General features: G+C 37.5%; 18 protein-coding genes and 1 riboswitch. Of the genes, 14 read left to right on the plus strand and 4 right to left on the minus strand.

Going from position 1 to position 23,649, the window contains the following annotated elements; all coding sequences use genetic code 11:
* Positions 1 to 57: 57 nt before the first annotated feature.
* A complete protein-coding gene (locus ACKU4N_RS03290; RefSeq protein ID WP_321320553.1) occupies positions 58 to 795 on the minus strand; it encodes a type III pantothenate kinase in 738 nt (245 codons plus the stop codon).
* Between the two features lie 207 nt (positions 796 to 1,002).
* Here ACKU4N_RS03290 and ACKU4N_RS03295 point away from each other — a divergent pair, with 207 nt between their 5' ends.
* Positions 1,003 to 2,109, plus strand: coding sequence for a PAS domain S-box protein (locus ACKU4N_RS03295; RefSeq protein WP_321320555.1), 1,107 nt, complete (start codon positions 1,003 to 1,005; stop codon positions 2,107 to 2,109).
* Between the two features lie 41 nt (positions 2,110 to 2,150).
* Here the strand turns inward: ACKU4N_RS03295 and mfd are convergent, their stop codons facing one another.
* Entirely contained in the window at positions 2,151 to 5,501 is a 3,351-nt protein-coding gene (mfd, locus tag ACKU4N_RS03300; protein WP_321320557.1) for a transcription-repair coupling factor, read from the minus strand.
* 178 nt (positions 5,502 to 5,679) lie between these two features.
* Here mfd and ACKU4N_RS03305 point away from each other — a divergent pair, with 178 nt between their 5' ends.
* Entirely contained in the window at positions 5,680 to 6,150 is a 471-nt protein-coding gene (locus ACKU4N_RS03305) for a VOC family protein (protein WP_321320559.1), read from the plus strand.
* 7 nt (positions 6,151 to 6,157) lie between these two features.
* A complete protein-coding gene (locus ACKU4N_RS03310) occupies positions 6,158 to 6,448 on the plus strand; it encodes a YciI family protein (RefSeq protein ID WP_124993898.1) in 291 nt (96 codons plus the stop codon).
* Between the two features lies 1 nt (position 6,449).
* Here the strand turns inward: ACKU4N_RS03310 and ACKU4N_RS03315 are convergent, their stop codons facing one another.
* Positions 6,450 to 7,034, minus strand: coding sequence for a hypothetical protein (locus tag ACKU4N_RS03315; RefSeq protein WP_321320562.1), 585 nt, complete (start codon positions 7,032 to 7,034; stop codon positions 6,450 to 6,452).
* Positions 7,035 to 7,401: 367 nt separating this feature from the next.
* On the opposite strand from ACKU4N_RS03315, the gene ACKU4N_RS03320 reads away from it, so the two are divergent.
* The 4 genes from ACKU4N_RS03320 to ACKU4N_RS03335 all read left to right on the plus strand — a co-directional run bounded on the left by ACKU4N_RS03320 (position 7,402) and on the right by ACKU4N_RS03335 (position 10,422).
* Complete coding sequence (locus tag ACKU4N_RS03320; RefSeq protein WP_321320564.1) at positions 7,402 to 8,067, plus strand: hypothetical protein; 666 nt, start codon at positions 7,402 to 7,404, stop codon at positions 8,065 to 8,067.
* 343 nt (positions 8,068 to 8,410) lie between these two features.
* Positions 8,411 to 8,839, plus strand: coding sequence for a hypothetical protein (locus ACKU4N_RS03325; protein WP_156196851.1), 429 nt, complete (start codon positions 8,411 to 8,413; stop codon positions 8,837 to 8,839).
* Positions 8,840 to 8,868: 29 nt separating this feature from the next.
* Complete coding sequence (locus ACKU4N_RS03330; protein WP_156196852.1) at positions 8,869 to 9,501, plus strand: ribonuclease H1 domain-containing protein; 633 nt, start codon at positions 8,869 to 8,871, stop codon at positions 9,499 to 9,501.
* Between the two features lie 333 nt (positions 9,502 to 9,834).
* The gene (locus tag ACKU4N_RS03335; protein ID WP_124993895.1) at positions 9,835 to 10,422 is read left to right on the plus strand and encodes an LURP-one-related family protein; all 588 of its coding nucleotides are present in this window, start codon (positions 9,835 to 9,837) and stop codon (positions 10,420 to 10,422) included.
* A 109-nt stretch (positions 10,423 to 10,531) separates the two neighbouring features.
* Here ACKU4N_RS03335 and fbp read toward each other — a convergent pair whose 3' ends face one another.
* Positions 10,532 to 11,554, minus strand: coding sequence for a class 1 fructose-bisphosphatase (gene fbp / locus ACKU4N_RS03340; RefSeq protein ID WP_321320569.1), 1,023 nt, complete (start codon positions 11,552 to 11,554; stop codon positions 10,532 to 10,534).
* Positions 11,555 to 11,906: 352 nt separating this feature from the next.
* Between fbp and ACKU4N_RS03345 the strand changes: the two genes are divergently transcribed.
* From ACKU4N_RS03345 to metF, 7 genes are all read left to right on the plus strand, one after another.
* Positions 11,907 to 13,199: an aspartate kinase gene (locus tag ACKU4N_RS03345; protein ID WP_321320571.1), complete on the plus strand. Its 1,293-nt coding sequence runs from the start codon at positions 11,907 to 11,909 to the stop codon at positions 13,197 to 13,199.
* A 63-nt stretch (positions 13,200 to 13,262) separates the two neighbouring features.
* Positions 13,263 to 13,370, plus strand: a riboswitch (SAM riboswitch).
* A 460-nt stretch (positions 13,371 to 13,830) separates the two neighbouring features.
* Positions 13,831 to 15,150, plus strand: coding sequence for an O-acetylhomoserine aminocarboxypropyltransferase/cysteine synthase family protein (locus ACKU4N_RS03350; RefSeq protein WP_321320573.1), 1,320 nt, complete (start codon positions 13,831 to 13,833; stop codon positions 15,148 to 15,150).
* A 133-nt stretch (positions 15,151 to 15,283) separates the two neighbouring features.
* Entirely contained in the window at positions 15,284 to 16,312 is a 1,029-nt protein-coding gene (gene metX / locus ACKU4N_RS03355; protein WP_321320574.1) for a homoserine O-acetyltransferase family protein, read from the plus strand.
* Positions 16,309 to 17,499: a homoserine dehydrogenase gene (locus ACKU4N_RS03360; protein WP_321320576.1), complete on the plus strand. Its 1,191-nt coding sequence runs from the start codon at positions 16,309 to 16,311 to the stop codon at positions 17,497 to 17,499. The genes metX and ACKU4N_RS03360 overlap by 4 nt, the downstream gene beginning before the upstream one ends.
* Positions 17,500 to 17,564: 65 nt before the next feature.
* Positions 17,565 to 18,824, plus strand: coding sequence for an aspartate kinase (locus tag ACKU4N_RS03365; protein WP_321320578.1), 1,260 nt, complete (start codon positions 17,565 to 17,567; stop codon positions 18,822 to 18,824).
* A 1-nt stretch (position 18,825) separates the two neighbouring features.
* Positions 18,826 to 22,497, plus strand: coding sequence for a methionine synthase (gene metH / locus ACKU4N_RS03370; protein WP_321320580.1), 3,672 nt, complete (start codon positions 18,826 to 18,828; stop codon positions 22,495 to 22,497).
* Between the two features lie 78 nt (positions 22,498 to 22,575).
* Positions 22,576 to 23,535: a methylenetetrahydrofolate reductase [NAD(P)H] gene (metF, locus tag ACKU4N_RS03375; protein ID WP_321320582.1), complete on the plus strand. Its 960-nt coding sequence runs from the start codon at positions 22,576 to 22,578 to the stop codon at positions 23,533 to 23,535.
* Positions 23,536 to 23,649 lie beyond the last annotated feature (114 nt).

A 23,649-nucleotide genomic window follows, 5' to 3' on the forward strand; every position in this document is an offset into this window, starting at 1 on the left:
TTGAGAGCCCTCTGCAAAACTATAAATAAAATATAAAGCTGCAAAAAATACTTCTTATTAAGAGTGAATCAATAAATTAAATTCCAATATCTTATTCAAACCTTCCAAAACGATTTCTGGATGATAAGCAACTTTGTTGTCTAAGGATTTATTTAAAAAATGAGCATCTCCTCCGGTAATTACCACACGCAATTCCGGATGTATTGCTTTTAATTTAGTAATGTATGCATCTATTTCGAAGATCAGACCATTTTGAACGCCTGATACGATTGCATCATTGGTGTTTTTACCAATTAAATTAAAGTCCTCATTCCTTGACAGCTCGGGTAGGTTTTGAGTGAATTTGTGTAAAGCTTTAAACCGCATTTTTAAACCGGGAGATATACAGCCACCTACATATTGGGCTTTAGCATTAACAAAATCAAATGTGATAGCGGTTCCGGCATCAATTACCAGAATATTTTTTCCTTTATGCAAACCATGCGCTCCTGCGCAAGCGGCTAACCGATCGTAGCCGAGTGTGCTTTTCGATTCATATAAGTTTTCTAAAGGCGTGTCTATTTCGGAATTAAAAAACAGAACTACTTTGCAGGTTAATTTTAATTTGGAGATTAATTCTTCAGGATATTTTCTCACAGAAGAAATAATAACATACGGTGCACTTTCACATTTCGATAAAAGGCCGGAAACAAATTCAATTTCCCCTAAGGTTGAGTTTTCAAGCTTTACTAATTGATTGTTTTCAAAGAAGCCTGCTTTTATTTGTGTGTTTCCTATGTCTACAATTAAATTCAAAAGAGCTGGAATGATGGTAAATTATTATAAATGTCTTGTAAAATCGCATAAAATTAGTAAACTTTAGGCATATTAATCTAGTGACACTTAGGTTTTTTATAATCGTTTTAAATTAGGTAGTTTTTAATAGTAATTAGAAAATATAATTTAAATGATTGCTTATCCTTTTTTTAGATTAAAATCGATTACATATTCAATTTTAGATTGATGAAGAAAAAAATTTTAATTGTAGAAGATGACAGTTTAATATCGACCATCTTTCGGATGTTTTTAAAAGAACTGGGTTACGATCTTATCGGAATTGTAGAAGATGGAAAAGAGGCTATTCGTTTGTGTGAAACAATGAAGCCGGATATTATTCTGATGGATGTTCACTTGGGCGGAGGTCTGGATGGAATTCAAACTACAGAATTGATTAAAACCAAATTTGACATTCCGGTTATCTTTCTTTCCAGCGATACCGAGGAAAGCACAATTCAGAGAGTTATTAATATTCATTCCTATGGGTATCTGGTGAAACCAATTGATAAGAAGGAACTTGGTATTTCAATAGAATTGGCTTTTTATAAACATCAATTTGATTTGGATCAAAAAATGCGCGAACAGCGTTTTCGAAATTTCATTACCGATTCCCCCGAAGCCATTATTGTAATCAATGAAAATGGTTTGATTGAATATCTAAACTGTTTGGGATTAAAACTATTCAAAACAGCATATATCGAAGATTTAATGGGCTTGCCCTTATTGTCCTTTGTTGATGATGATTACTCGGCAATTTTTAAAGAGAGATTGGAAAATTCGTTGACTATGGAAACAGGAATTTCTTATACTCATCTGAAATTAAAAACCATACATGGCGAATTTATTGATGTCGGTTTAACCGGAGCTCAAATTGAATTCAACGGGAAGAGAAATTTACAATTAATTGTTCGTGATATTACGCAAGAGTTTGCTTATCGGCAGTTGTTAGCTGAAAAAGCGAATATCATTAATAATTTTGTTGATGGTGTTGTGACTTTCGATCTTGAGGGAAAAGTGAAATCGTGGAATCGTGCATGTGAACGGATTTTTGGTGTTTCCGAAGCCAATACCATTGGTAAATCCTACTGTAGTTTGTTTCTTTACGAGGAACAAAAATCGTTTATCGAAGATATTTTAATTCCGGTAGAGGAGAATGGAAAATATGAAGCGAATTTTACTTTGGAGATAAATGATAAAAGGCAGGACGTTAAACTGATTGCTAATTTGCTTCGAAACGAAAAAGGAGAGGAGACCGGTGTGGTTTGCTACATTCGGGATCATTCGTGTTCTTAAAAAAGAAACTCCGATCAAATTTATTGATCGGAGTATTTGTATTATATCTCATTCATTAGAGCCAGTATTTCGCTGGCTTTTTTAATGTTCTTAATTTTTTCGAAACTAAGACTTAGTCTGTTTTTTGCTTCTTTCATTTTGCAGGGAACAACTTGTGTCTGCAGAAATTGCAGGACTTTACTAAACTGCGCTGATTTATAGAAAGCTGAATCCTGATCGGAAATAAAATACAGAACCAGTTTTCCCTTTTTAAGAATGATTTTTTCGATTCCTAAATCCAAAGAAATCCAACGCAAACGAACAACATCTAACAGTTCAAGACATGGTTCGGGTAAGTCTCCAAACCGATCTTTTAGTTGAGATTCAAATGTTTTTATTTCTTCTTCGGTCTGAATGTTATCCAATTCGCGGTACAAACGAATTCGTTCTGAAATGCTTTCAACATATTTCTCAGGAAATAGAATTTCCAAATCGGTATCTATTTGGCATTCGCTTATAAATCGGAGAACATTTTTTCCTTCTTCTTTCTTTTCATCTTCGAAAACATCTTTGAATTCATTCTCCTTCAATTCCAGAAGTGCTTCATTCAGAATTTTGTGATAAGTCTCGTAACCAATATCAGCAATAAAACCGCTTTGTTCGCCACCCAGTAAATTACCGGCGCCGCGAATATCCAAATCCTGCATGGCAATATTAAAACCACTTCCCAGTTCCGAGAAGTTTTCAATGGCCTGAAGTCTTTGTCTGGCTTCTTGAGTCATGGAATCATGCGGAGGAGTTAACAAATAGCAAAATGCTTTTTTGTTCGACCGGCCAACGCGGCCTCTTAACTGGTGCAGTTCGCTCAATCCAAAATTCTGTCCGTTATTAATGATGATGGTATTGGCATTCGGAATGTCCAATCCAGATTCAATTATGGTAGTTGCAATCAGAACATCAAAATCACCGCGGATAAAATCGAGCATAATTTTCTCCAGTTTAGGGCCATCCATTTGTCCGTGGGCAATCACCGTTGAAACACCGGGAACGGTCCGCTGAATCATTGCTTCAACGTCTTTGATGTTTTGAACCCTGTTGTGAATAAAGAAAACCTGTCCGTTTCGTTCCACTTCGTAAGTAATTGCTTCCCGAATGATGTCTTCGTTAAAATTGTGAATTTCGGTTACAATCGGATAACGGTTTGGTGGCGGCGTATTGATGATGGACAAATCTCTCGCACCCAGCAATGAAAATTGTAATGTTCTTGGAATTGGAGTAGCAGTTAATGTTAAGGTATCAACATTTACCTTAAATTGTTTCAGTTTCTCTTTTACCGATACACCAAATTTCTGCTCTTCGTCAATGATGAGTAAACCCAAATCTTTAAACTCAACATCTTTTCCTATGATCCGGTGTGTCCCGATTATAATATCAGTTTGTCCGGCTTTTAAATTTTTCAGAATCTGTTTCTGATCTTTCGAGGTTCTCATTCGACTGATATAATCTACCGTGCAGGGAAAATTTTTCAATCGATCGTTAAAAGTTTTGAAATGCTGAAAGGCCAGAATTGTGGTCGGAACCAGAATAGCGACCTGTTTGTTATCGGCAACAGCCTTAAAAGCGGCACGAATGGCAATTTCGGTTTTTCCGAAACCAACATCACCACATACCAACCTGTCCATTGGGTAAGGCGATTCCATTCCTTCTTTGGTTGCTATGGTAGCTTTCACCTGGTCGGGAGTATCTTCATAAATGAACGAAGCTTCCAATTCTTGTTGCATGTAGGTGTCGGGACTGAACGAAAAGCCTTTTTCTGATTTTCGTTTGGCATAAAGAGCAATCAAATCCTTGGCAATGTCTTTTACTTTGCCTTTGGTTTTTTCCTTTAGCTTTTGCCATGTGCCGTTACCCAGTTTGTATATTTTAGGAGCAGATCCGTCTTTGCCTTTGTATTTTGAAATTTTATGAAGCGAGTGCAAACTCACATACAGAATGTCGTTGTCTTTGTAAACCAGGCGAATTACTTCCTGTGGTTTGCCGTTCGTATCGATTAGCTGCAAACCTCCGAAACGACCAATTCCATGATCGGAATGAACGATGTAATCACCTGGGTGAAGGCGGTTAATCTCTTTAAGAGTTACCACTTCCTTGGCTTTGTGAACCGTTGAGTTCTTAAGCTGGAACTTGTGGTAACGATCGAAAATCTGATGATCGGTGAAAATGGATATTCTCAGGTCTTTATCCGAAAACCCCTCGTGAAGCGTGTGGTTTACATCCTGAAACTCAACTTCAATTCCCTGATCTTCAAAAATATTGTGGATTCGTTCAATCTGTTTTGGATTGTCGGAAAGAATGTAATTCGATTCTGCTTTGGCATTGTTATTTAGCAAATGCTGGCCAAGTAATTCGAAATTTTTGTTGAATGCTGGCTGCGGATTTTGATTGAAATGAAGCTCTTCCTGAGCCACCAAAAAGAATTTTTGTCCGAATTCCAATGTCGAAAAATCACTTAACTGATTCAAAAATTCTTTGCTGTTTATCAGATAATCTTTAGTAGCTACCGAATCTTCACCCATTTGCATAAAAGGAACCTTTTCGATGGTGCTTTCATATATAGATTGGATCCGGTCACAGGAAAACTGTAAATTCCTGCACCAAAAAACGGCATTGCCGGGTACAAAAGAAAGAAAGGATATCCGGGAATCCTTCAGCAGACTTTCCTGAATGTTGGGAATGATATCAACAGAGTTTAGTTTTTCTATGGATAGTTGATTTTCCACATTAAACATTCGGATGGAGTCGACTTCTTCGCCAAAAAAATCGATTCGGAATGGATGCTCATCCGAAAAGGAAAAAATATCAATAATGCTTCCGCGGATGGAATACTGACCGGGTTCTACTACAAAATCGGCTCGTTCAAATTCATAATCGACCAAAACCTCTTCCACAAATTCGGGGGATAATTTTTCTCCCACCTTAATTGTCAAGGTGTTTTCTTCCAGTTGTGCTTTACTAATCACCTTTTCGACTATGGCTTCGGGAAAAGTGATAATGAACGTAGGATGCTTGTCGGAATTTAAACGGTTCAGACATTCGGCACGAAGAATAATGTTCGAACTGTCAGTTTTCTCATATTGAACGGAACGTTTGAAGGAAGATGGGAAGAACAAAACGGTATCTTCATCAAGCAGATTGCACAGATCATTGTAAAAATAGGCGGCCTCCTCCTTATCGTTAAACAGTAAGATGTGAGGGTGCTTGCCTGGTGTAATAGCGGCAAGCAACAAGGGAAGCGAAGAACCAACCAAACCTTTTAGGTGAAGCTGAAACTTTGACTGTTGTTCCAGGTATTTTTCAATGCTGTATCGGGCAGGATGCTCCGAGAAAATTTGTATAAGTTGTTTTAGTTCCAAACCCTTGTCCTTTTATTATTTGATTCGCAAATTTAGGGAAAATATTTTAGGGACAAGTTAAAAGTGCCAAGAACCAAGTAACAAGTGGAAAGAACCAAGTATAAAGTAGGCAAAAGGAAATGTCGTTGGTTTGATAGGATGCACATTTGTTGCTTTTAAGTAAAAAAAATAAAGGGATATGAAATTTCATTCGTCAGTACTATTTGTAAAGGATATCGAAAGATCAAAAGATTTCTACATTCGTGTACTTAATCAGGAAATAGAACATGATTTTGGAAAGAATGTGATATTTAAGAGTGGTTTAACGATTTGGGAACCGGCACCAAATCATATTATTGAGAAAGAGTTGAACACAAAAGGTGATTTGAATCGATTCGAATTGTATTTTGAAACGGAGTTGCTTGAAGAGTTTTGTGAGAGACTGAAAATGAAAAAAACAGTGTTTTTACATGAAATTCATAAAGAATCCTGGGGGCAAAGGTCCATTCGTTTTTTTGATCCCGACAATCATCTGATTGAAGTGGGAGAGCCTATGGAAGTATTTGTGATGAATATGAAAAACGAAGGACTTTCTATAAAACAAATTGCACGAAAAAGTGGAATACCACCTGAAACTGTTGAGACTATAATTTTAAGATTAAAAAAATAATAAAATCATGTTTATCATTTCATTAACCTACAAAGTACCTATCGAAAAGGTAGAAGAAGAATTGAACAATCACGTTCAGTATTTAAAAGAGCAGTATGCTTTGGGAAATTTTCAGGCCTCGGGCAGAAAAGTTCCGAGAACAGGAGGCGTAATACTTTCAACAGTGAAGGATAAAAAACAATTGGAAGAAATTCTGGCTAAAGATCCTTTTCACAAAAATGATTTAGCAGATTATGCAATCACTGAATTTATCCCCAGCATGACGAGCGACGAGTTAACTTGTTTGCTGGAGGTTTAATTTAAAATCCATAACCGACAGGGCCGTATCCGGGAACACTAACATAGCCGCGGGTATTGCCCTGATCGGAATTGCCGGCACTAAAGCGGGTTGACCAGAAATTATCTCCGCCACTGCCTTGTCCCATATAATAGTTCTGCTGAGCAGCCAAATACAAATTAACAGTAGGAATTGGATTGCCCTCGTAACCGGCATTCCCCAGATCATCGAACCAGTAAAAGCCTGGTTGAATGTAATAACCCAATACATAGCTCCACACCAACCATTCGTTCTCGGGCAGTTCCCGCCCGTTAACAACTACACTTGTATTGCCGGCAGATGCGTCTGATTTTAATTCCCCAAAATCGTGTCCGGGCAGCATAAATCCGAAAGAAGCATAACCAACAACTCCATACAAACCACTTTTGCTGTCGTACCAGTAATTTCCTGCTTTGGGTTTTAGGCCATATTCATTTTCAAGATTGGTAAGTTGAGTTTCATTCAGCTCAATATCATTAATAATGACTTTCCCGTTTTGACTGAAAGCAATAAGGGGAACCGTAAATAGAAACAGGCTTATTAAGAGTTTGTAAACTGTATTTTTCATTGTTTTTGATATTGATTTATTCACGAATTGGATTTAAAATATACATATGTGTGCGAAGAGAATTGGAAGCAATGTAGGGTGCTTGTGTAAAATTACAACAAAGATGATGGAGTGTCAATAGCTTGCTGATGAGACTTGATGAGTGTTTAAAATGGAGTTGTGAAAAATAATACAGAGAATTATGTGTATTTTAATAATCGAATTGTTAAATTTAAAAATTCGATCATAAAAAATAATATAGAAGAATTGAGTGGGATCAGAGATGATTGGTGAGTTTGAAGAGCTTGATGATAGTTTATGATCCGTATAGGTAGGAACAATTTACAAAAATAATACAGAGAATTAGTTTCACTAAAATCAACATAAAATGGCAAAACTATTAAACGACAAAATGTCGTCGCAGGTACACATTAACAATTCGAATCGCCATACCAGGCTTTGTAAACAAACCAAAGGAGCAGAAGGTTTAGCAGAGGCAATAGCCCCTAAAATTATTGTTTTAAAAGAAAAAAGAGACGAAACCGATAAAAAGAGGGAATTGTACGATGCTGCTCATGATGATTTGATGCTGAGAGATGCGGTATTGGACGATAGCATTCGAAACGTGGCCGATGTGGCCAAACAATACGACCGTAACAATCCGGGACGACCTGTTTTTACTATGTTATTTCCCGATGGGAAGTATTCCGACATTGTACGTGCACCATTTGCCAAAGAAGTTGATAAGGCTAATCAAATTGCTGAACGTATTAAAGCCTTAGGCGAAGAGCACGTTTTGGCGGTACAATATGCGCCACTTACCAGAGCCATTGCCGAAGTGCGCACAGCAATATCCAACAAGCAACAAGCCAAAACCAATGTAGAAATGGCTGTGGCAAACGAAGGATTGGCTCAGGCCGATTTGCGCAAACAATACGAATTCAATTATCTGGATGCGGTAAAGTTGTTTGGCAGGAAATATGCCGACCGTTTGTTCCCCAGAACGGTATCGAAAGCAAAGGTTGAGGAAGAGGTTGCTGCTCCCGAAGTGTAATCCGATTGTAAATACAGAAAAGTATGCGCTGCAAGTCTGCAGCGTTTACTTTTTTTCGGTGGAATATAGTACGCAGGCTTGTAAAGCCAACTCTACCGAAATCGAATAGTTGCTGCATGCCTGCAGAACATGTTCGATTGTAGTAAAATAGGGTAAACATGCTTGCATACACCATTTCACAGCTGTCGAATAGTTGCTGCACGCCTGCAAAGCACATTTTACCGGGAAAAAACAGTTGCTGCAGGCATGTAGAAATAGCTCTACCGAAATGGGGAGGTGTTTGCAGGCTTGCAGGGCTGGTTTTCTAAGAAAAAGAACATTAAAAACTTAAAATAATTTAATCATGGTAGAAGTAAATTTAAAACTCATCAATAACTATGTAAATACTAAGTATGGAGATATTAGAGGAGTAATTGAAATAGATGGATTTGATAATATATCGTCTATTTATAAATTATGTGAAGATCACAGATACAAAACAGATGATAAATTTATTGTAGGTTTTGGTTTGGAAGAGACAACAACTAATGGAGTAGGTCGAAAAGAACAAGTTGTATGTAATATATTGTTTTTATTCCAGAGTGAATACGGTGATAACTACGATGAAATAAAAGCGAAATTAATTCGGAAGGATAAATTGAAAGTGCATAAAAAGAGCTTTTTAATAAGTTATACTGATTTAAACAAATACATTAAACGCTATGACTTTATGGCAATAACAGAGATGTTGAATGGAGTTAGACAGATTGAGGTTGAAGACGTATATGAATAGAAGTTTGATGGTTAGATTATAATAATAAAATGGCAAAGAAGAAGTTTTACGTTGTTTGGAAAGGAAGAGAAACTGGAGTATTTGATAACTGGGAAGAATGTACTAATCAAATACACAGTTTTAAAGATGCAAAATATAAATCTTTTAAAACAAAGGAAGAGGCGCAAGTAGCATTTAAGGGAAAATATGAAGATTATAAAGGTAAAGATGTGTGTAAGGTTGAGTTGAGTACTGAAGAGCTTGAAAAAATTGGGCAACCAAATTTAGACTCGATTTCTGTTGATGCGGCATGTAGTGGAAACCCAGGGCTAATGGAATACCAAGGAGTTGAAACTAAAACAAAAAAACTAATCTTTAAACAGGGAGTGTTTGAGGATTCAACAAATAATATTGGTGAATTTTTAGCATTGGTACATGCTTTAGCGCATATGAAGAAAGTTAATGATAAGAGACCTATATACTCAGATAGTTCAATTGCAATAGCTTGGGTTAGAGATAGAGTTGTAAGGACTAAGAATCCACAAACTGCTAAAAATACAAAATCTTCTGAAATGATTCAAAGAGCACTTGTGTGGTTGGATGAAAATGAAATACCAAATGAAATACTAAAATGGGAAACTAAGGCATGGGGAGAGATTCCTGCTGATTTTGGAAGAAAATAAAGGTATTTGGAATTAATACTGAAATAGAATATTTGCAGTAGGATCAGAAACAAAAGCCACTTCCCAATTGGAAAGTGGCTTTTGTTTTGTGGAGTGTTACAATAATTTCTTCTGTAAATTCGGTTTAAAGCATCATAGTTTAGGCATTCATTATTATACTTGATTGTAAATAATGTTTACTTTCGTAAAAATTTTATGGATAATAGTATTGCTTAAGGCTTACAGGCAGGCAAGGTGTTTTTCTCTAAAATAGTAACGATGAAATTAAATTAAGATAACCTTTTGGCATCTCTTACAAAATGGAGTGAGACCATTCAACAAAATAGATAAAATATGAATCCAATTTTAAGTCGAAATTCATTTTTCGTGAAGGAACATGTTGGCATGTTCAAAGCAGCAAATAATTTTGATATTTTCAATCCTGAAAATCAGGAAATGATAATGACCTGCAGGGAAGAAAAACTTGGTTTTTTCACCAAGATGCTTCGCTTTACTGATTACAAGAGAATGACTCCTTTTAATATTGAAATTAAAACAGTTTCAGGTGAAAAAGTACTAACAATAAAACGAGGTGTTTCATTCTTCTTGTCTACAGTTGAAGTTTTTGATGAGAATGATAATTTATTGGGAAAATTCAAACAAAAATTTTTCTCAATAGGTGGCAAATTTGATGTTATTGATTCTACTGAAAATATTTTGTGCACTCTTAAAGGAAAATGGACCAGCTGGGATTTTAAATTCAGTAAAGGGGAAACAGAGTTTGCTCATGTAAGTAAAAAATGGGCTGGAATTGGCAAGGAATTGTTTACATCAGCAGATAATTATATGTTGGCGATTGATGAGAAAGTGACTGCAGATAATCCGATGAGAATTCTTATTCTTGCCGCGGTAATGTGTATTGATATGGTTTTAAAAGAATAAGCGACCAATAAGTAAAGAAAACAAAAAGCCACTTTCCATACGGAAAGTGGCTTTATTTTTTTGATCTCACATCTCACATCTCTTATCTAAGATCTCACAACTATTTTTATTAAATATTGTTGAAAAAGTGTAAAAACTCTTCGGTTTTCTTCACCATATTGGTCGATCCGGTATAAAACGGAACACGTTCGTGAAGCGAAGTAGGTTTAATGGTTAAAATGCGCTGCGTGCCATCGGTAGCTTTACCGCCGGCTTGTTCAGCAATAAAAGCAATTGGATTGCATTCGTACATCAAACGAAGTTTTCCATTGGGGTTTTTTCTGGTTTGCGGATAGATAAAAATACCACCGTTCAATAAATTTCGGTGAAAATCAGCCACCAAAGATCCTATGTAGCGGGAAGTGTAGGGGCGATTCGATTTTTGATCATATTCCTGACAATACTTAATGTACTTTTTCACACCCATTGGGAAATTGATGTAATTCCCTTCGTTAATGGAATAAATGGTTCCCGTTTTTGGTGTTCTAATGTTGGGATGCGACAAACAGAATTCACCGATTGATGGATCCAGAGTGAAACCGTTTACCCCTTTTCCGGTGGTGTATACCAACATGGTTGACGAACCGTAAATGATATATCCGGCAGCAATTTGCTTGGTTCCTTCCTGAAGAAAATCCTCAATTTTGGCAACTTCTCCCCTGGGTGAAAGACGTTCGTAAATCGAGAAAATGGTTCCGATGGAAACATTTACATCGATGTTCGATGAGCCGTCAAGCGGATCCATTGCGAAAACATATTTTCCATGTTTACTCAATTCATCATCAAAAATAATGATTTCTTCGTTTTCTTCCGATGCAACAGCACAGCATTCGCCACAGGCTTTTAAGGCATCAATAAAGTGAGTGTCTGCAAAAACATCCAGTTTCTGCTGATCTTCTCCTTGTACATTCTGATCTCCATGTTCGCCTAAAATATCAACCAGTCCGGCTTTGTTTACAGCACGGTTTACAATTTTAGATGCAATTCCAATATGATGAAGTAACCGGGATAATTCTCCCTTTGCTCCTGCATGATCGGATTGTCTTTGGATGATGAATTGATTTAGGGTTTGAACATTGTTGTGTTCAGTCATTTTTTAAGGCTTTTTGGTTTACATTCATTTGGTGGCATAAAGTTATGCTTTTTTGTGAAATGCCGAAACTCTTATTTCAAACGTTTACGACAATTAATTTTAGGTTGCGGAATCTGGGGGCAAAAGGTGTGTGATGAGTGAGGAAAATTCTTATTTGCGATGGGATTAAATGGCTTTTTGTTTTTTAAGCCTGATTTTTTCTTTTTGCAATTGAAAAATGTGAAAAGAATTAAAGAATAGGCTTTAATTTTTACAAACTTTGAAATGCTGAAACAATATTTTGTACCTTCAATTTTTATTTTGAAATGGGGTTTTAGAATCTTATTTGTAAGAATTATCTAACAGTTTTTTGATGAACATATTTAAATTTGGTGGGGCTTCGGTAAATAGTGCTGATGGTGTACGGAATTTTGTGAAAATTGTACAATCCTACAGAGAGGAAATGGTTATTGTATTGTCGGCAATGGGCAAAACAACCAATGCTTTGGAAGAGATCGTTGATGCTTTTGCAGCTAAAAAAGATGGGATTGAATCTAAAGTAGATGCATTGCAAACATACCATATGAAGATTATAAATGAATTGTTTTTGAAAAAGGATGATGCTGTTTTTTCGAAAATAGAATCTCTTTTCTCGCAGTTACGGGCTTATCTGCAAAAATCGCCCTCCTTATGCTATGAGTTTGATTACGATCAGATTGTGTGTTTTGGAGAGCTGATATCTACTACAATCGTATCCGAATACCTTCGTTTAAGCGGCACTCCAAACAAATGGGTGGATATTCGTACTTGTTTAAAAACGGATGATACTTATAAGGAAGGACGAATTGATTGGGAACTTTCTCAGAAATTGGTGCCTCAGGCTTTTGGTTTTACCAACACATTTGTATACGTAACCCAAGGATTTTTGGGTGGAACTAAAACTAATCAGACAACAACTTTAGGACGGGAAGGCTCCGATTATACCGCTGCAATTTTATCTTATATCCTTGATGTGGATAAATTGGCCATTTGGAAAGATGTTCCAGGAATTATGAATGCAGATCCAAAATGGCTGCCCGATGCGCAAAAATTAGAGCGTATATCATATCAGGAAGCCATCGAACTTGCTTTTTATGGTGCCAAAGTGATTCATCCCAAAACCATACAGCCAATTAAGAAAAAGAAAATTCCATTGCAGGTGCGTTCGTTTCTTAATTTGAATGAATCCGGAACTCTAATTAGTACGGCATCTAAAAAGCAGGATCAGTTAATTCCTGTTTACATTCGAAAACAAGATCAGGTGCTGATTTCGATACGACCAAGTGATTTTTCTTTCATACTGGAAGAAAATTTAAGTTCGTTGTTTTCCATTTTCGCAAAACATCAGGTGAAAGTAAATTTAATTCAGAATTCGGCAATTAGTTTTTCGGTATGTGTTGATAATTCAGATAGAAGGTTGAAAAATTTAATTGAAGAAATTTCTACCAAATTTGAAGTGAGATACAATGAAAATCTGGAGTTGATTACGATTCGCCATCACAATTCTGAAGCCGTTGAAAGAATGACCAATGGCCGGAAATACTGCTGGAACAGCGAAGCAGAGATACTGCACAATTTGTGCTGTTGTAAAAAAATAAAAGACAAAGAGGTCGGGAATGTTTGGTGAATTCAAAAACTTCCCTATCTTTGTTCCCGTTATATAAGGTAAATCTCTCAGGAGAATATCTATAATTTATACAGAAGAAGTAAGAGAACAGGCTCGTTGACCTTCTGACAACCGCGGCTTCCATAGCTGAAAGGTGTCAAATCCTGACCAAATTTTTGGTGAATATAAATTAACAGATTATGAAGAAGACTCAAATTAATTACAATCAGCAGGCTCATCAGGAGCAAAACTTCACGTTGCAATCTTCAACCATGTTGATGATGCGAATGCAGCAAATGATGCGTATGATTTAACGCATTCTTTCTAAAATCTTTCCCTTTTTTTTAGATACTGGTGCGTATAAAATAACACCGAACCCGGGAATTCAAATTCAATTTTGCTTACTTTTTATATTTCTGTTTTTACAGAAAGATGAATAGGTACAATCAAATCTGAAACCACATTCAGAACGTTTGCATCTAAGCAGATGTGTTTTTGCGACATTTGGAAACTTAGGTTTCTAACTAATTAATCAATTTTTAAATCAAGGAATGGGCTTTTTGCAGCATAACAAGTCAGATAAACTGATTGTTATATTATAGCTAAAAGTTAATGGCTGACAGTATTAGCCTGTTCGTAAAACAGAATCGCCATGTCAAATAATTTAAGATACGAAACATTACAGATACACGCTGGTCAGGTAGTTGATGCAACAACCAATTCAAGAGCAGTTCCTTTGTATCAAACAACAGCATACACTTTCAACAGTTCAGAACACGCCTCAAACCTGTTTGGACTAAAAGAATTCGGGAATATCTATACCCGTTTAGGGAATCCAACCAATGACGTATTCGAGCAAAGAATAGCAGCTTTGGAAGGCGGAGTTGCAGCTGTTGCAACAGCATCCGGTCAGGCTGCCCAGTTTTTAGCACTAACAAATATTCTGGAAGTTGGTGACAACTTTGTAAGTGCTTCTCAGATTTACGGAGGAACATACAATCAGTTTAAGGTTCAGTTTAAAAAACTGGGAATAGAGTGTCGTTTTGTTGATATCGATGAGCCGGATACTATTATTCCGTTGATCGATGAAAAAACCAAAGCCATTTATGTTGAGGCTTTACCGAATCCTAAATTCTCAATACCGGATTTTGAAAAGATATCTGCAATAGCTAAGAAATATGATTTGCCGCTTATCGTGGATAATACTTTGGGAGCAGGAGGATATTTATTCCGTCCGTTGGAGCACGGAGCCAATATTGTTGTGGAATCGGCAACCAAATGGATTTGCGGTCATGGAACAGCTATTGGAGGAGTAATTGTTGATGGAGGAAACTACAATTGGGGAAATGGAAAATTCCCTCAGTTTACTGAGCCTTCAGAAGGATATCATGGATTGGTATTCTGGGATGTTTTTGGTGCCGGCGGACCATTTGGAAACATTGCTTTTGCAATTCGTGCCAGAGTAGAAGGTTTACGGGATTATGGTTGCAGCCAGAGTCCGTTTAATTCTTTCCTTTTATTACAGGGATTGGAAACACTTTCTCTTCGTTTGGATCGTCATGTTGAAAATACAGTCGCTCTTGCCAAATGGTTAGAGGAACAGGATTGGGTGGAGCAGGTAAATTATCCAGGCCTAAAATCCAGTCCTTACTACGAAAGAGCTCAAAAATACTTCAAGAAAGGCGCCGGCTCTGTTTTAACTTTTAAAGTAAAAGGTGGAAAAGAGCTTGCCGATAAATTGGTTGATGGTGTGGAACTTCTTTCACATGTTGCCAATCTGGGAGATGCAAAATCTTTAATTATTCATCCAAGTTCAACCACTCACGAACAGTTGAGTCTGGAAGAGCAAAAAGCTTCGGGTGTTGAGCCGGGGTTGCTTCGTATTTCGGTAGGTATCGAACACATCGAAGACATTAAAGCTGACATCAAGCAATCTGTTGAGAAAGCAATTAACATAGAGACAATCAATTAGTTCTTATAGTCAATCCCAGTCGGAAATTTTTTAGTCGGATTTTCGACTGGGAACTTAAGATTTCGCTCAAGAATATTTTGGGTGAAATTTTCACAAAGTAAAAAAACAACAAACAAAACAAAATCAATAAACAGTGAATCCAGAATGTTACATCCATAAAGAAGGTTTACAACTTGAATCAGGTGAGTGTCTGAAAGAGTTGGAGCTTACCTATCACACCTATGGGGAATACGATCCGCAAAGGAATAATGTGATTTGGGTTTGTCATGCTCTTACTGCGAATTCTGATGTTTTCGATTGGTGGGAAGGATTATTTGGTGAGAATGATTTCTTTAATCCGAAAGATTATTTTATAGTTTGCGATAATACTCTTGCTTCCTGCTACGGTTCAACCGGACCTCTTTCGAAAAATCCGGACAGCGGACAGGCTTACCATCATGATTTCCCTCAGCTAACTGTCCGCGATTTAGTTGGTGCTCATGAAATATTAAGAAAACATTTAAAAATAGAACGTATTTACATGATGATTGGCAGTTCACTTGGAGGCATGCAGGCTATGGAGTGGGCTTATCTGTTGAATGGGAAACTGGACAATCTGGTGATATTGGCCTCCAATGCGAAACATTCTCCTTGGGGAATTGCTTTCAACGAATCGCAAAGAATGTCAATCGAGGTAGATCCAACATGGAAAGAATCGAATGATGAAGCGGGTTTGAATGGCATGCGGGTAGCCAGATCGATTGCTCTGCTTAGTTACAGAACTTATTCAACTTACGATCATTCTCAGCAGGAAAACGAAGAAGGCAAAACAGATCATTACCGGGCAAGTTCCTACCAAAGATACCAGGGAGAGAAGCTGGCGCGCAGATTTAATGCGTATTCGTATTGGCATCTTTCAAAAATAATGGATAGTCATGATGTTGGCCGGGGAAGAAATGGTTTGGTTTCTGCTTTGAACGAAATCAAATCAAGAACATTGGTGATTGGTGTAAATTCCGATCAGATTTTCCCAATTCAGGAGCAACGATTCATTGCTGACAATATTCCAAATGCAGAATTCCTGGAAATCAATTCAATTTACGGGCACGATGGTTTCCTTTTGGAACAGGAACAATTAACTGAAGTATTAAAAACATTCTTAAACGATAGCAAAATCAAATGAGTAATAAATTAAAAATAGGCGTTTTTGGCTACGGTGTTGTAGGTTCCGGATTGGCTCACGTTCTAAAAAACAGCAAAGGACTGGATGCTTCTATCGTAAAAGTTTGTGTGAAAGATGCAGCTAAGCAACGGGACATAGATTCTGAGGTACTTACATTAAATCCTGATGATATTTTAAATGATCCGGAAATTAATGTTGTTGCAGAATTAATTGACGATGCAGATGTGGCCTATCAGATTGTGAAGGCAGCCATGCAAAAGGGAAAACATGTGGTTTCTGCCAATAAAAAAATGTTGGCTTATCATATCGAGGAACTGATTCAGCTGCAGTGGCAGCATAAAGTTTCATTTTTATACGAGGCTTCGGCTTGTGGAAGTATTCCTATTATCAGAAATTTGGAGGAATACTACGATAATGATTTACTGCAATCGGTAAGTGGAATTCTGAATGGATCATCAAATTATATCCTGACAAAGATTTTTAATGAAAATTTGGATTACAACCTGGCATTAAAAGAAGCTCAGAATTTAGGATATGCAGAAAGTGATCCGACCTCGGATGTTGGCGGATTTGATACTTTATACAAACTGATTATCCTTACCGTTCATGGATTTGGCTTGTTTGTGCATCCCGATGAGGTTTTTAATGCGGGAATCGCGAATCTTTCGCCAAAAGATATTGAGCTGGCATCGCAAAAGGGATATAAAATTCGATTGTTGGGAAAAGTAACCAAGGTAAACGGCAATAAGGTGAATTTGTTTGTGGCTCCAAAATTTGTGAGACCAACAGAGCATGCTTATACGGTTGAGAGTCATTACAACGGCGTTTTAATTCAGGGGAATTTTTACGACAATCAGTTCATGTATGGAAAAGGAGCTGGTGCGCATCCAACCGGATCGGCAGTTTTATCGGATATTACTGCCTTGGCTTACGATTACAAATACGAATATAAAAAGCTGAAATATTATGGTGGTTTGGAATACACCAACGATATGGATGTTGAGATTTATTTGAGATACACAGATAAAAACGATTTGGAATTATTTGATTTCAAAGAGATATCGGAGTCGCTGACAGGAAAAGATTTTAATTATGTTATTGGAACATTGAACCTTTCCGAACTGATAAATATCCGTAAGCAAATTGCAGGGAAAGATATTTTCCTGGCTTATTTGGGTGATGAGTAATTTTGAATTTGAGGTCTGGGAATCAGTCTAAGATCTCATATCTAACATCTCAAATCTAATTAAAAATGATCATATACAAATTTGGCGGCGCATCGGTTAAAGATGCTGCTGCTATTAAAAATATTTGCCAAATTATTGGCAAAGTAAAGCGTCCGCTTACAGTAGTAATTTCAGCAATTGGTACAACAACCAATTTGCTGGAAGAAATTGTAGATGCTTATTTTTCCGGAAATGATAAGGCCTTGGAACTTTTTGATCTGCTGAAGAAAAACCACACTTCAGTGATCGACGAATTGTTCGAAGAAGTTCCTGCGCAGGTCAATTCGGAAGTAAATGCTCTTTTCATCGAGCTGAAAACCAAAATTTCAAATCCATCATCTGATCAGTTCAATTTTGAATACGATCAGGTGATTGGTTTTGGAGAGCTCTTATCAACAACAATTGTAGCTTCCTATTTAAATCACATAGGACAAAATAATAAGTGGATTGATGTTCGAACCTGTCTGGATTCCGATGATAATTATGTAGATGCCAATATTCTTTGGGATTCATCAAAAGAGAAGGCCAATGCCGTATTTTCTGATAATCCGACTGCATTATACATCACGCAGGGTTTTATAGCCAGAGATCCGAATGGTTTCACAACCTCTTTGGGAAGAGAAGGATCTGACTACACAGCGGCAATTTTAGCTCACTTGCTTGGCGCAGATAAAATGATCATTTGGAAAGATGTGTTGGGAATTTTAAATGCAGATCCTGATTATTTTGAAGAGACAACCAAACTGGATCTAATTCCTTATCATGAAGCAATAGAGCTTTCGTACTATGGAGCCAGGGTAATTCACCCCAAAACCATAAAACCACTGCAGGCAAAAAAGATTCCCTTGTGGGTAAAATCATTTATCGATCCTTCGCAAAAAGGAACTTTAATAACAAAAGGCGATCAGCCACAACCATTGCTGCCAAATTACATCGTAAAAAAAAGACAGTTGTTGGTGACTTTAAAACCTTTAAATTTTTCGTTTATCGCTGAAAAGGACTTGGTTTTTATCTTTACCCTGGTGACAAAGTATAGAATAAAGCTTAATTTTACTCAAAACACTGCGGTTAGTTTTGCTTTTTGTGCTAACAGTTCCGCAAGAAATATGCAGGATTTGGTGGCAGAATTGGAAGAAAAGTATGAGGTTGAGTTGAGTGATGATTTAGAATTGATCACCGTTCGGCATTATACGCCGGCGACAATCGAAGAAATACAGAACAAACATCATGTTCTGGTAGAACAAAAGAACAGTAATACTGCAATTTATCTAACAGTCGCAAATTAATATGGAACAGAAATTTACATCTATTAAAGAGGCATTACAGAAGCAAATTCTTGTTTTAGACGGTGCCATGGGAACTATGATTCAGGCACACAAGTTGACTGAAGAAGATTTTCGTGGAACCCGTTTTGCAGATTTTTCAAGTGATCAGAAAGGACATAACGACTTGCTGACTTTGACTCAACCTGAAATTATTAAGGGGATTCATCGAAAATTTTTGGAAGCCGGAGCCAATATTATTGAAACCAATACATTTAATGCCAATGCAATTTCATTGGCCGATTATCAATTGGAAGATTTGGCCTATGAACTGAATTTTGAAGCAGTGAAAAATGCCCGTGCTGCTGTTGATGAGATGAATGCAACTGATCCTGATACGCCACGCTGGGTAGCTGGAGCTATTGGCCCTACAAATAAAACCACTTCCATGTCGCCAAAGGTTGAAGATCCTGGATATCGGGATGTAGGTTTTGATGATTTGGTGAGAATTTACACTGAGCAGATCAAGGGATTGCTGGATGGTGGAGTGGATGCTCTTTTAATAGAAACAATTTTTGATACCTTAAATGCCAAGGCCTGTATTTTTGCTGCCGATTTATTGCTGGAAGAAAGAGGATTGGATATTCCAATCATGATTTCGGGAACCATTACTGACAACAGTGGACGAACTCTTTCGGGACAAACCCTGGAGGCTTTTGTAACATCAGTAAAATGTGATAGATTATTGAGCATTGGATTAAATTGTGCTTTCGGTGCTAAAGATTTGGTACCATATATTCAGCAGTTGGATACTTTGCTTCCTGTTTATGTGAGTGTTTATCCGAATGCCGGTTTGCCAAATGAATTGGGAGAGTACGATGAAACTCCTCAAACCATGTTGGGTGATTTAAAAGAATTATTGGATAATAAGAAGATAAATATTGTAGGTGGATGTTGTGGAACCCGGCCAGAACACATTAAAATATTAGCCGATGCGGTTAAAAATACTGCTCCCAGAAAAATTCCAGCTGTTGAAAAGGAAACTCGTTTGAGTGGATTGGAATTACTGCGGATTAATTCGCTCACCAATTTTGTGAATGTAGGAGAGCGCACCAATGTGGCAGGTTCTTTGAAATTTGCGCGTTTAATTCGAGAGAAAAAATACGAAGAAGCACTTTCAATAGCTCGCAGCCAAGTTGAAAACGGAGCACAAATTATTGATGTAAACATGGATGATGCCATGTTGGATGCTGAAAAGGAAATGGATATTTTCTTAAAGTTATTGGTGTCTGAACCGGAAATTTCCCGAGTACCCATCATGATCGATTCATCGAAATGGTCGGTGTTGGAAACAGGATTGAAATGTGTGCAGGGAAAATGTGTGGTGAATTCAATTTCCTTAAAAGAAGGAGAAGAGGAATTTATCGATCATGCTGCAAAAATAAAAAGATACGGTGCTGCTGCGGTCATCATGGCTTTTGATGAAAAAGGTCAGGCCGATACTTTCCAGCGAAGAACTGAAATTTGCGCGCGAGCCTATAAAATATTAACCGAAACAGTTGGTTTTCCGGCAGAAGATATCATTTTCGATCCCAATGTATTGGCAATTGCTACGGGTATCGAAGAGCACAACAACTATGCGGTTGATTATATCAAAACGGTAAAGTGGATCAAAGCTAACTTGCCACATGCTAAAATCAGTGGTGGAATCAGTAATCTGTCTTTCTCCTTCCGTGGAAACAATACAGTTCGGGAAGCTATGCATTCGGTTTTCTTGTATCATGCCATTAAAGAAGGTTTGGATATGGGAATTGTGAATCCTGGAATGCTGCAGATTTACGATGAAATTGAACCTGAGCTTTTGCAGAAAGTGGAAGATGTGGTTTTGAACCGGAAACCTGAGGCTACAGAGAGACTCATTGAATTTGCCGAGGGATTGAAATCGGTAGGGAAAGTTCAGGCGAAAATCGATGCATGGAGAGAAAAACCTTGTTTCGAACGACTTTCTTATTCTCTGGTAAAAGGAATCACCGATTATATTGAACAGGATTCTGAAGAAGCCAGGCAGTTGTTGCCCCGTGCATTGGATGTGATTGAACAACCTTTGATGGATGGAATGAACATCGTGGGCAATTTGTTTGGAGAAGGGAAAATGTTTTTGCCTCAGGTGGTAAAGTCAGCAAGGGTAATGAAAAAGGCTGTTGCTTATCTTCAACCTTTTATCGAAGAAGAGAAAAATAGTCTGACCGATGCGAAAAATGCCGGCAAAATTGTAATGGCTACCGTTAAAGGTGATGTGCACGATATTGGGAAAAATATTGTTGGCGTAGTTTTAGGATGTAACAATTTTGAAGTGATTGATTTGGGCGTTATGGTTCCCAGCTCAAAGATTATAGAAGTTGCCATACGAGAGAATGTGGATGCAATTGGTTTAAGCGGACTGATTACACCTTCCTTGGAAGAGATGTGTTTTGTTGCTGAAGAAATGAAGCGGCAAGGTTTGGATATTCCTTTGGTAGTAGGCGGTGCAACCACTTCGGAATTGCATACTGCGGTTAAAATTGAACCAAATTATGAGAATGGTGTGGTTCACGTTGTAGATGCTTCCAAATCGGTGGGAATTTTTAAACAGTTGTGCGATAAGAATAAAAGAAAAGATTTTTTGGCAAAAACCCGTGAAGAGTATCAAATTGTGCGTGAAGATCATGAAAATAAAAAGCCGGTGGAATACTATACCTTGGATGAGGCCCGAAAAAACAGAGAGCAAATTGATTGGAAAACAGCTCCTATTTATGAGCCAAACAAAATTGGATTGCAGGTTTTGAATAACTTCTCGATTGGCGAAATCCGAAAATACATCGATTGGACCTTCTTTTTTGTTGCCTGGGAGCTGAAATGCATGTATCCTGAAATTATGGAAGATCCGGATTTGAAGGAGGAGGCTAAAATCCTTTTCGACGATGCCAATCGTATGCTGGATGTAATCGAGCGCGAAGGATTGATAGAAGCGAGTGCGGTTTACGGATTGTTTCCTGCCAATAGTGTTGGGGATGATATCGTATTGTATACCGATGAAGACAGAACAAATGAAATTACCCGATTTTGTGGTATTCGTCAGCAGGAGAAGTTCAAAAAAGGACTGAGTAGTTTGTGTCTGAGTGATTTTGTGGCTCCAATTGAATCGAATCGAATCGATTATGTGGGGGCTTTTGTTGTGACGGCAGGTCTGGGTATTGAAGAAATACTTCAGAAATTTGCCGAAGATCATGACGATTACAACAGCATCATGATTAAGATTTTGGCAGACCGTTTGGCGGAGGCTTTTACGGAATTGTTACACGAAAAAATCCGTAAAGAAGATTGGGGATATGCTAAAGATGAAGATCTTAATATAGAGCAAATGCTTCGCGAACATTACCAGGGAATCCGTCCGGCTTTTGGATATCCATCATTGCCTGAGCATTCCGAAAAACAAGTGCTTTGGGATTTTCTGGATGTAGAAAAGAACATAGGAGCAACATTAACCGAAAGTTTTGCCATGTATCCGGCAGCCTCGGTTAGCGGATTGGTTTTCGCTCATCCTGAGGCATTGTATTTTTCTATCGATAAAATAATGGAAGATCAATTGAAGGATTATGCATCCCGAAAAGGAATATCCGAAGAGAAAGCAAAGAAGCTGTTAACAGCTATATTATAAATATGATTTATGAGAATTGGTTGTATCGGGAATGAATCTTATTTCTCAAATCCAATATCTCGCATCTAAATTTAACCAATGAAAGTAATCGAACTATTAAACCAGGCAATTGAGAATAAAACCACACATTTCTCTTTTGAATTGTTGCCACCTTTGCGTGGAAACAGCATATATAAAGTCTTTAATACTATTGATAAGCTGAAGGAATTTGATCCGAAGTATATTAATATTACAGCACATCGCGATGAAATGGTATTTACCGAATCGGCGAGTGGAGTAATCGAGAAAAAAATTACACGAAAGCGTCCAGGAACAGTAGCAGTTGCCGCGGCCATTAAAAATGAATATAAAATTACGGTAGTTCCACATGTAATTTGCAGTGGATTTTTACCTGAAGAAACTGAAAATGCTTTGTTGGATTTAAATTTTCTGGATATTCACGATGTTTTATTGCTTCGCGGAGATTCATCATCCCGTCATGCTTTTATTTCCAGCGAAGGAGAACACAAATATGCTATTGATCTGATTCATCAGGTAAATAATATCAACAAAGGTGAGTTTTTAGATGGTACACATGTTGAGCCTTTTGCAACACCTTTTTCTTTTGGTACGGCCGGATATCCTGAAAAACACGAAGAAGCTCCAAATATTGATTCTGATATATATTGGTTGAAAAAGAAAGTGGATGCCGGAGCCGAATACATCGTTACGCAAATGTTCTTCGATAATCAGAAATTCTTTGATTTTGTAAAGAAAGTACGCGATGCCGGTATTACAGTTCCTGTTGTTCCGGGAATTAAGCCAATATCTGCATTAAGCCAACTAACAGTGCTTCCGCAGATTTTTAAAACCGATATTCCTGAAGCATTAGCTGCCGAAGTTCGTAAATGCAAAACCAACGATGAGGCGAAGCAAGTGGGAATAGAGTGGGGAATTCAGCAAGGAAAAGAATTGATTCAGCACGGGGTTCCTTCCTTGCATTTTTATACCCTTATGGCATCCGATTGTGTGAAAGAAATAGCCAAGGCAATCTATTAAATACGTTAAGGTTTATTTTTTCCTTCGAAAAAAGAAGCATCGAGTATCAAATTAAACCCAGAAGCTCAAGATCTGAGGCCTTACCCCTGATTTGTAATCAGGGGTTAAGGGGCA

It is taken from the genome of Labilibaculum sp., from assembly GCF_963664555.1.
Lineage (GTDB): Bacteria > Bacteroidota > Bacteroidia > Bacteroidales > Marinifilaceae > Labilibaculum.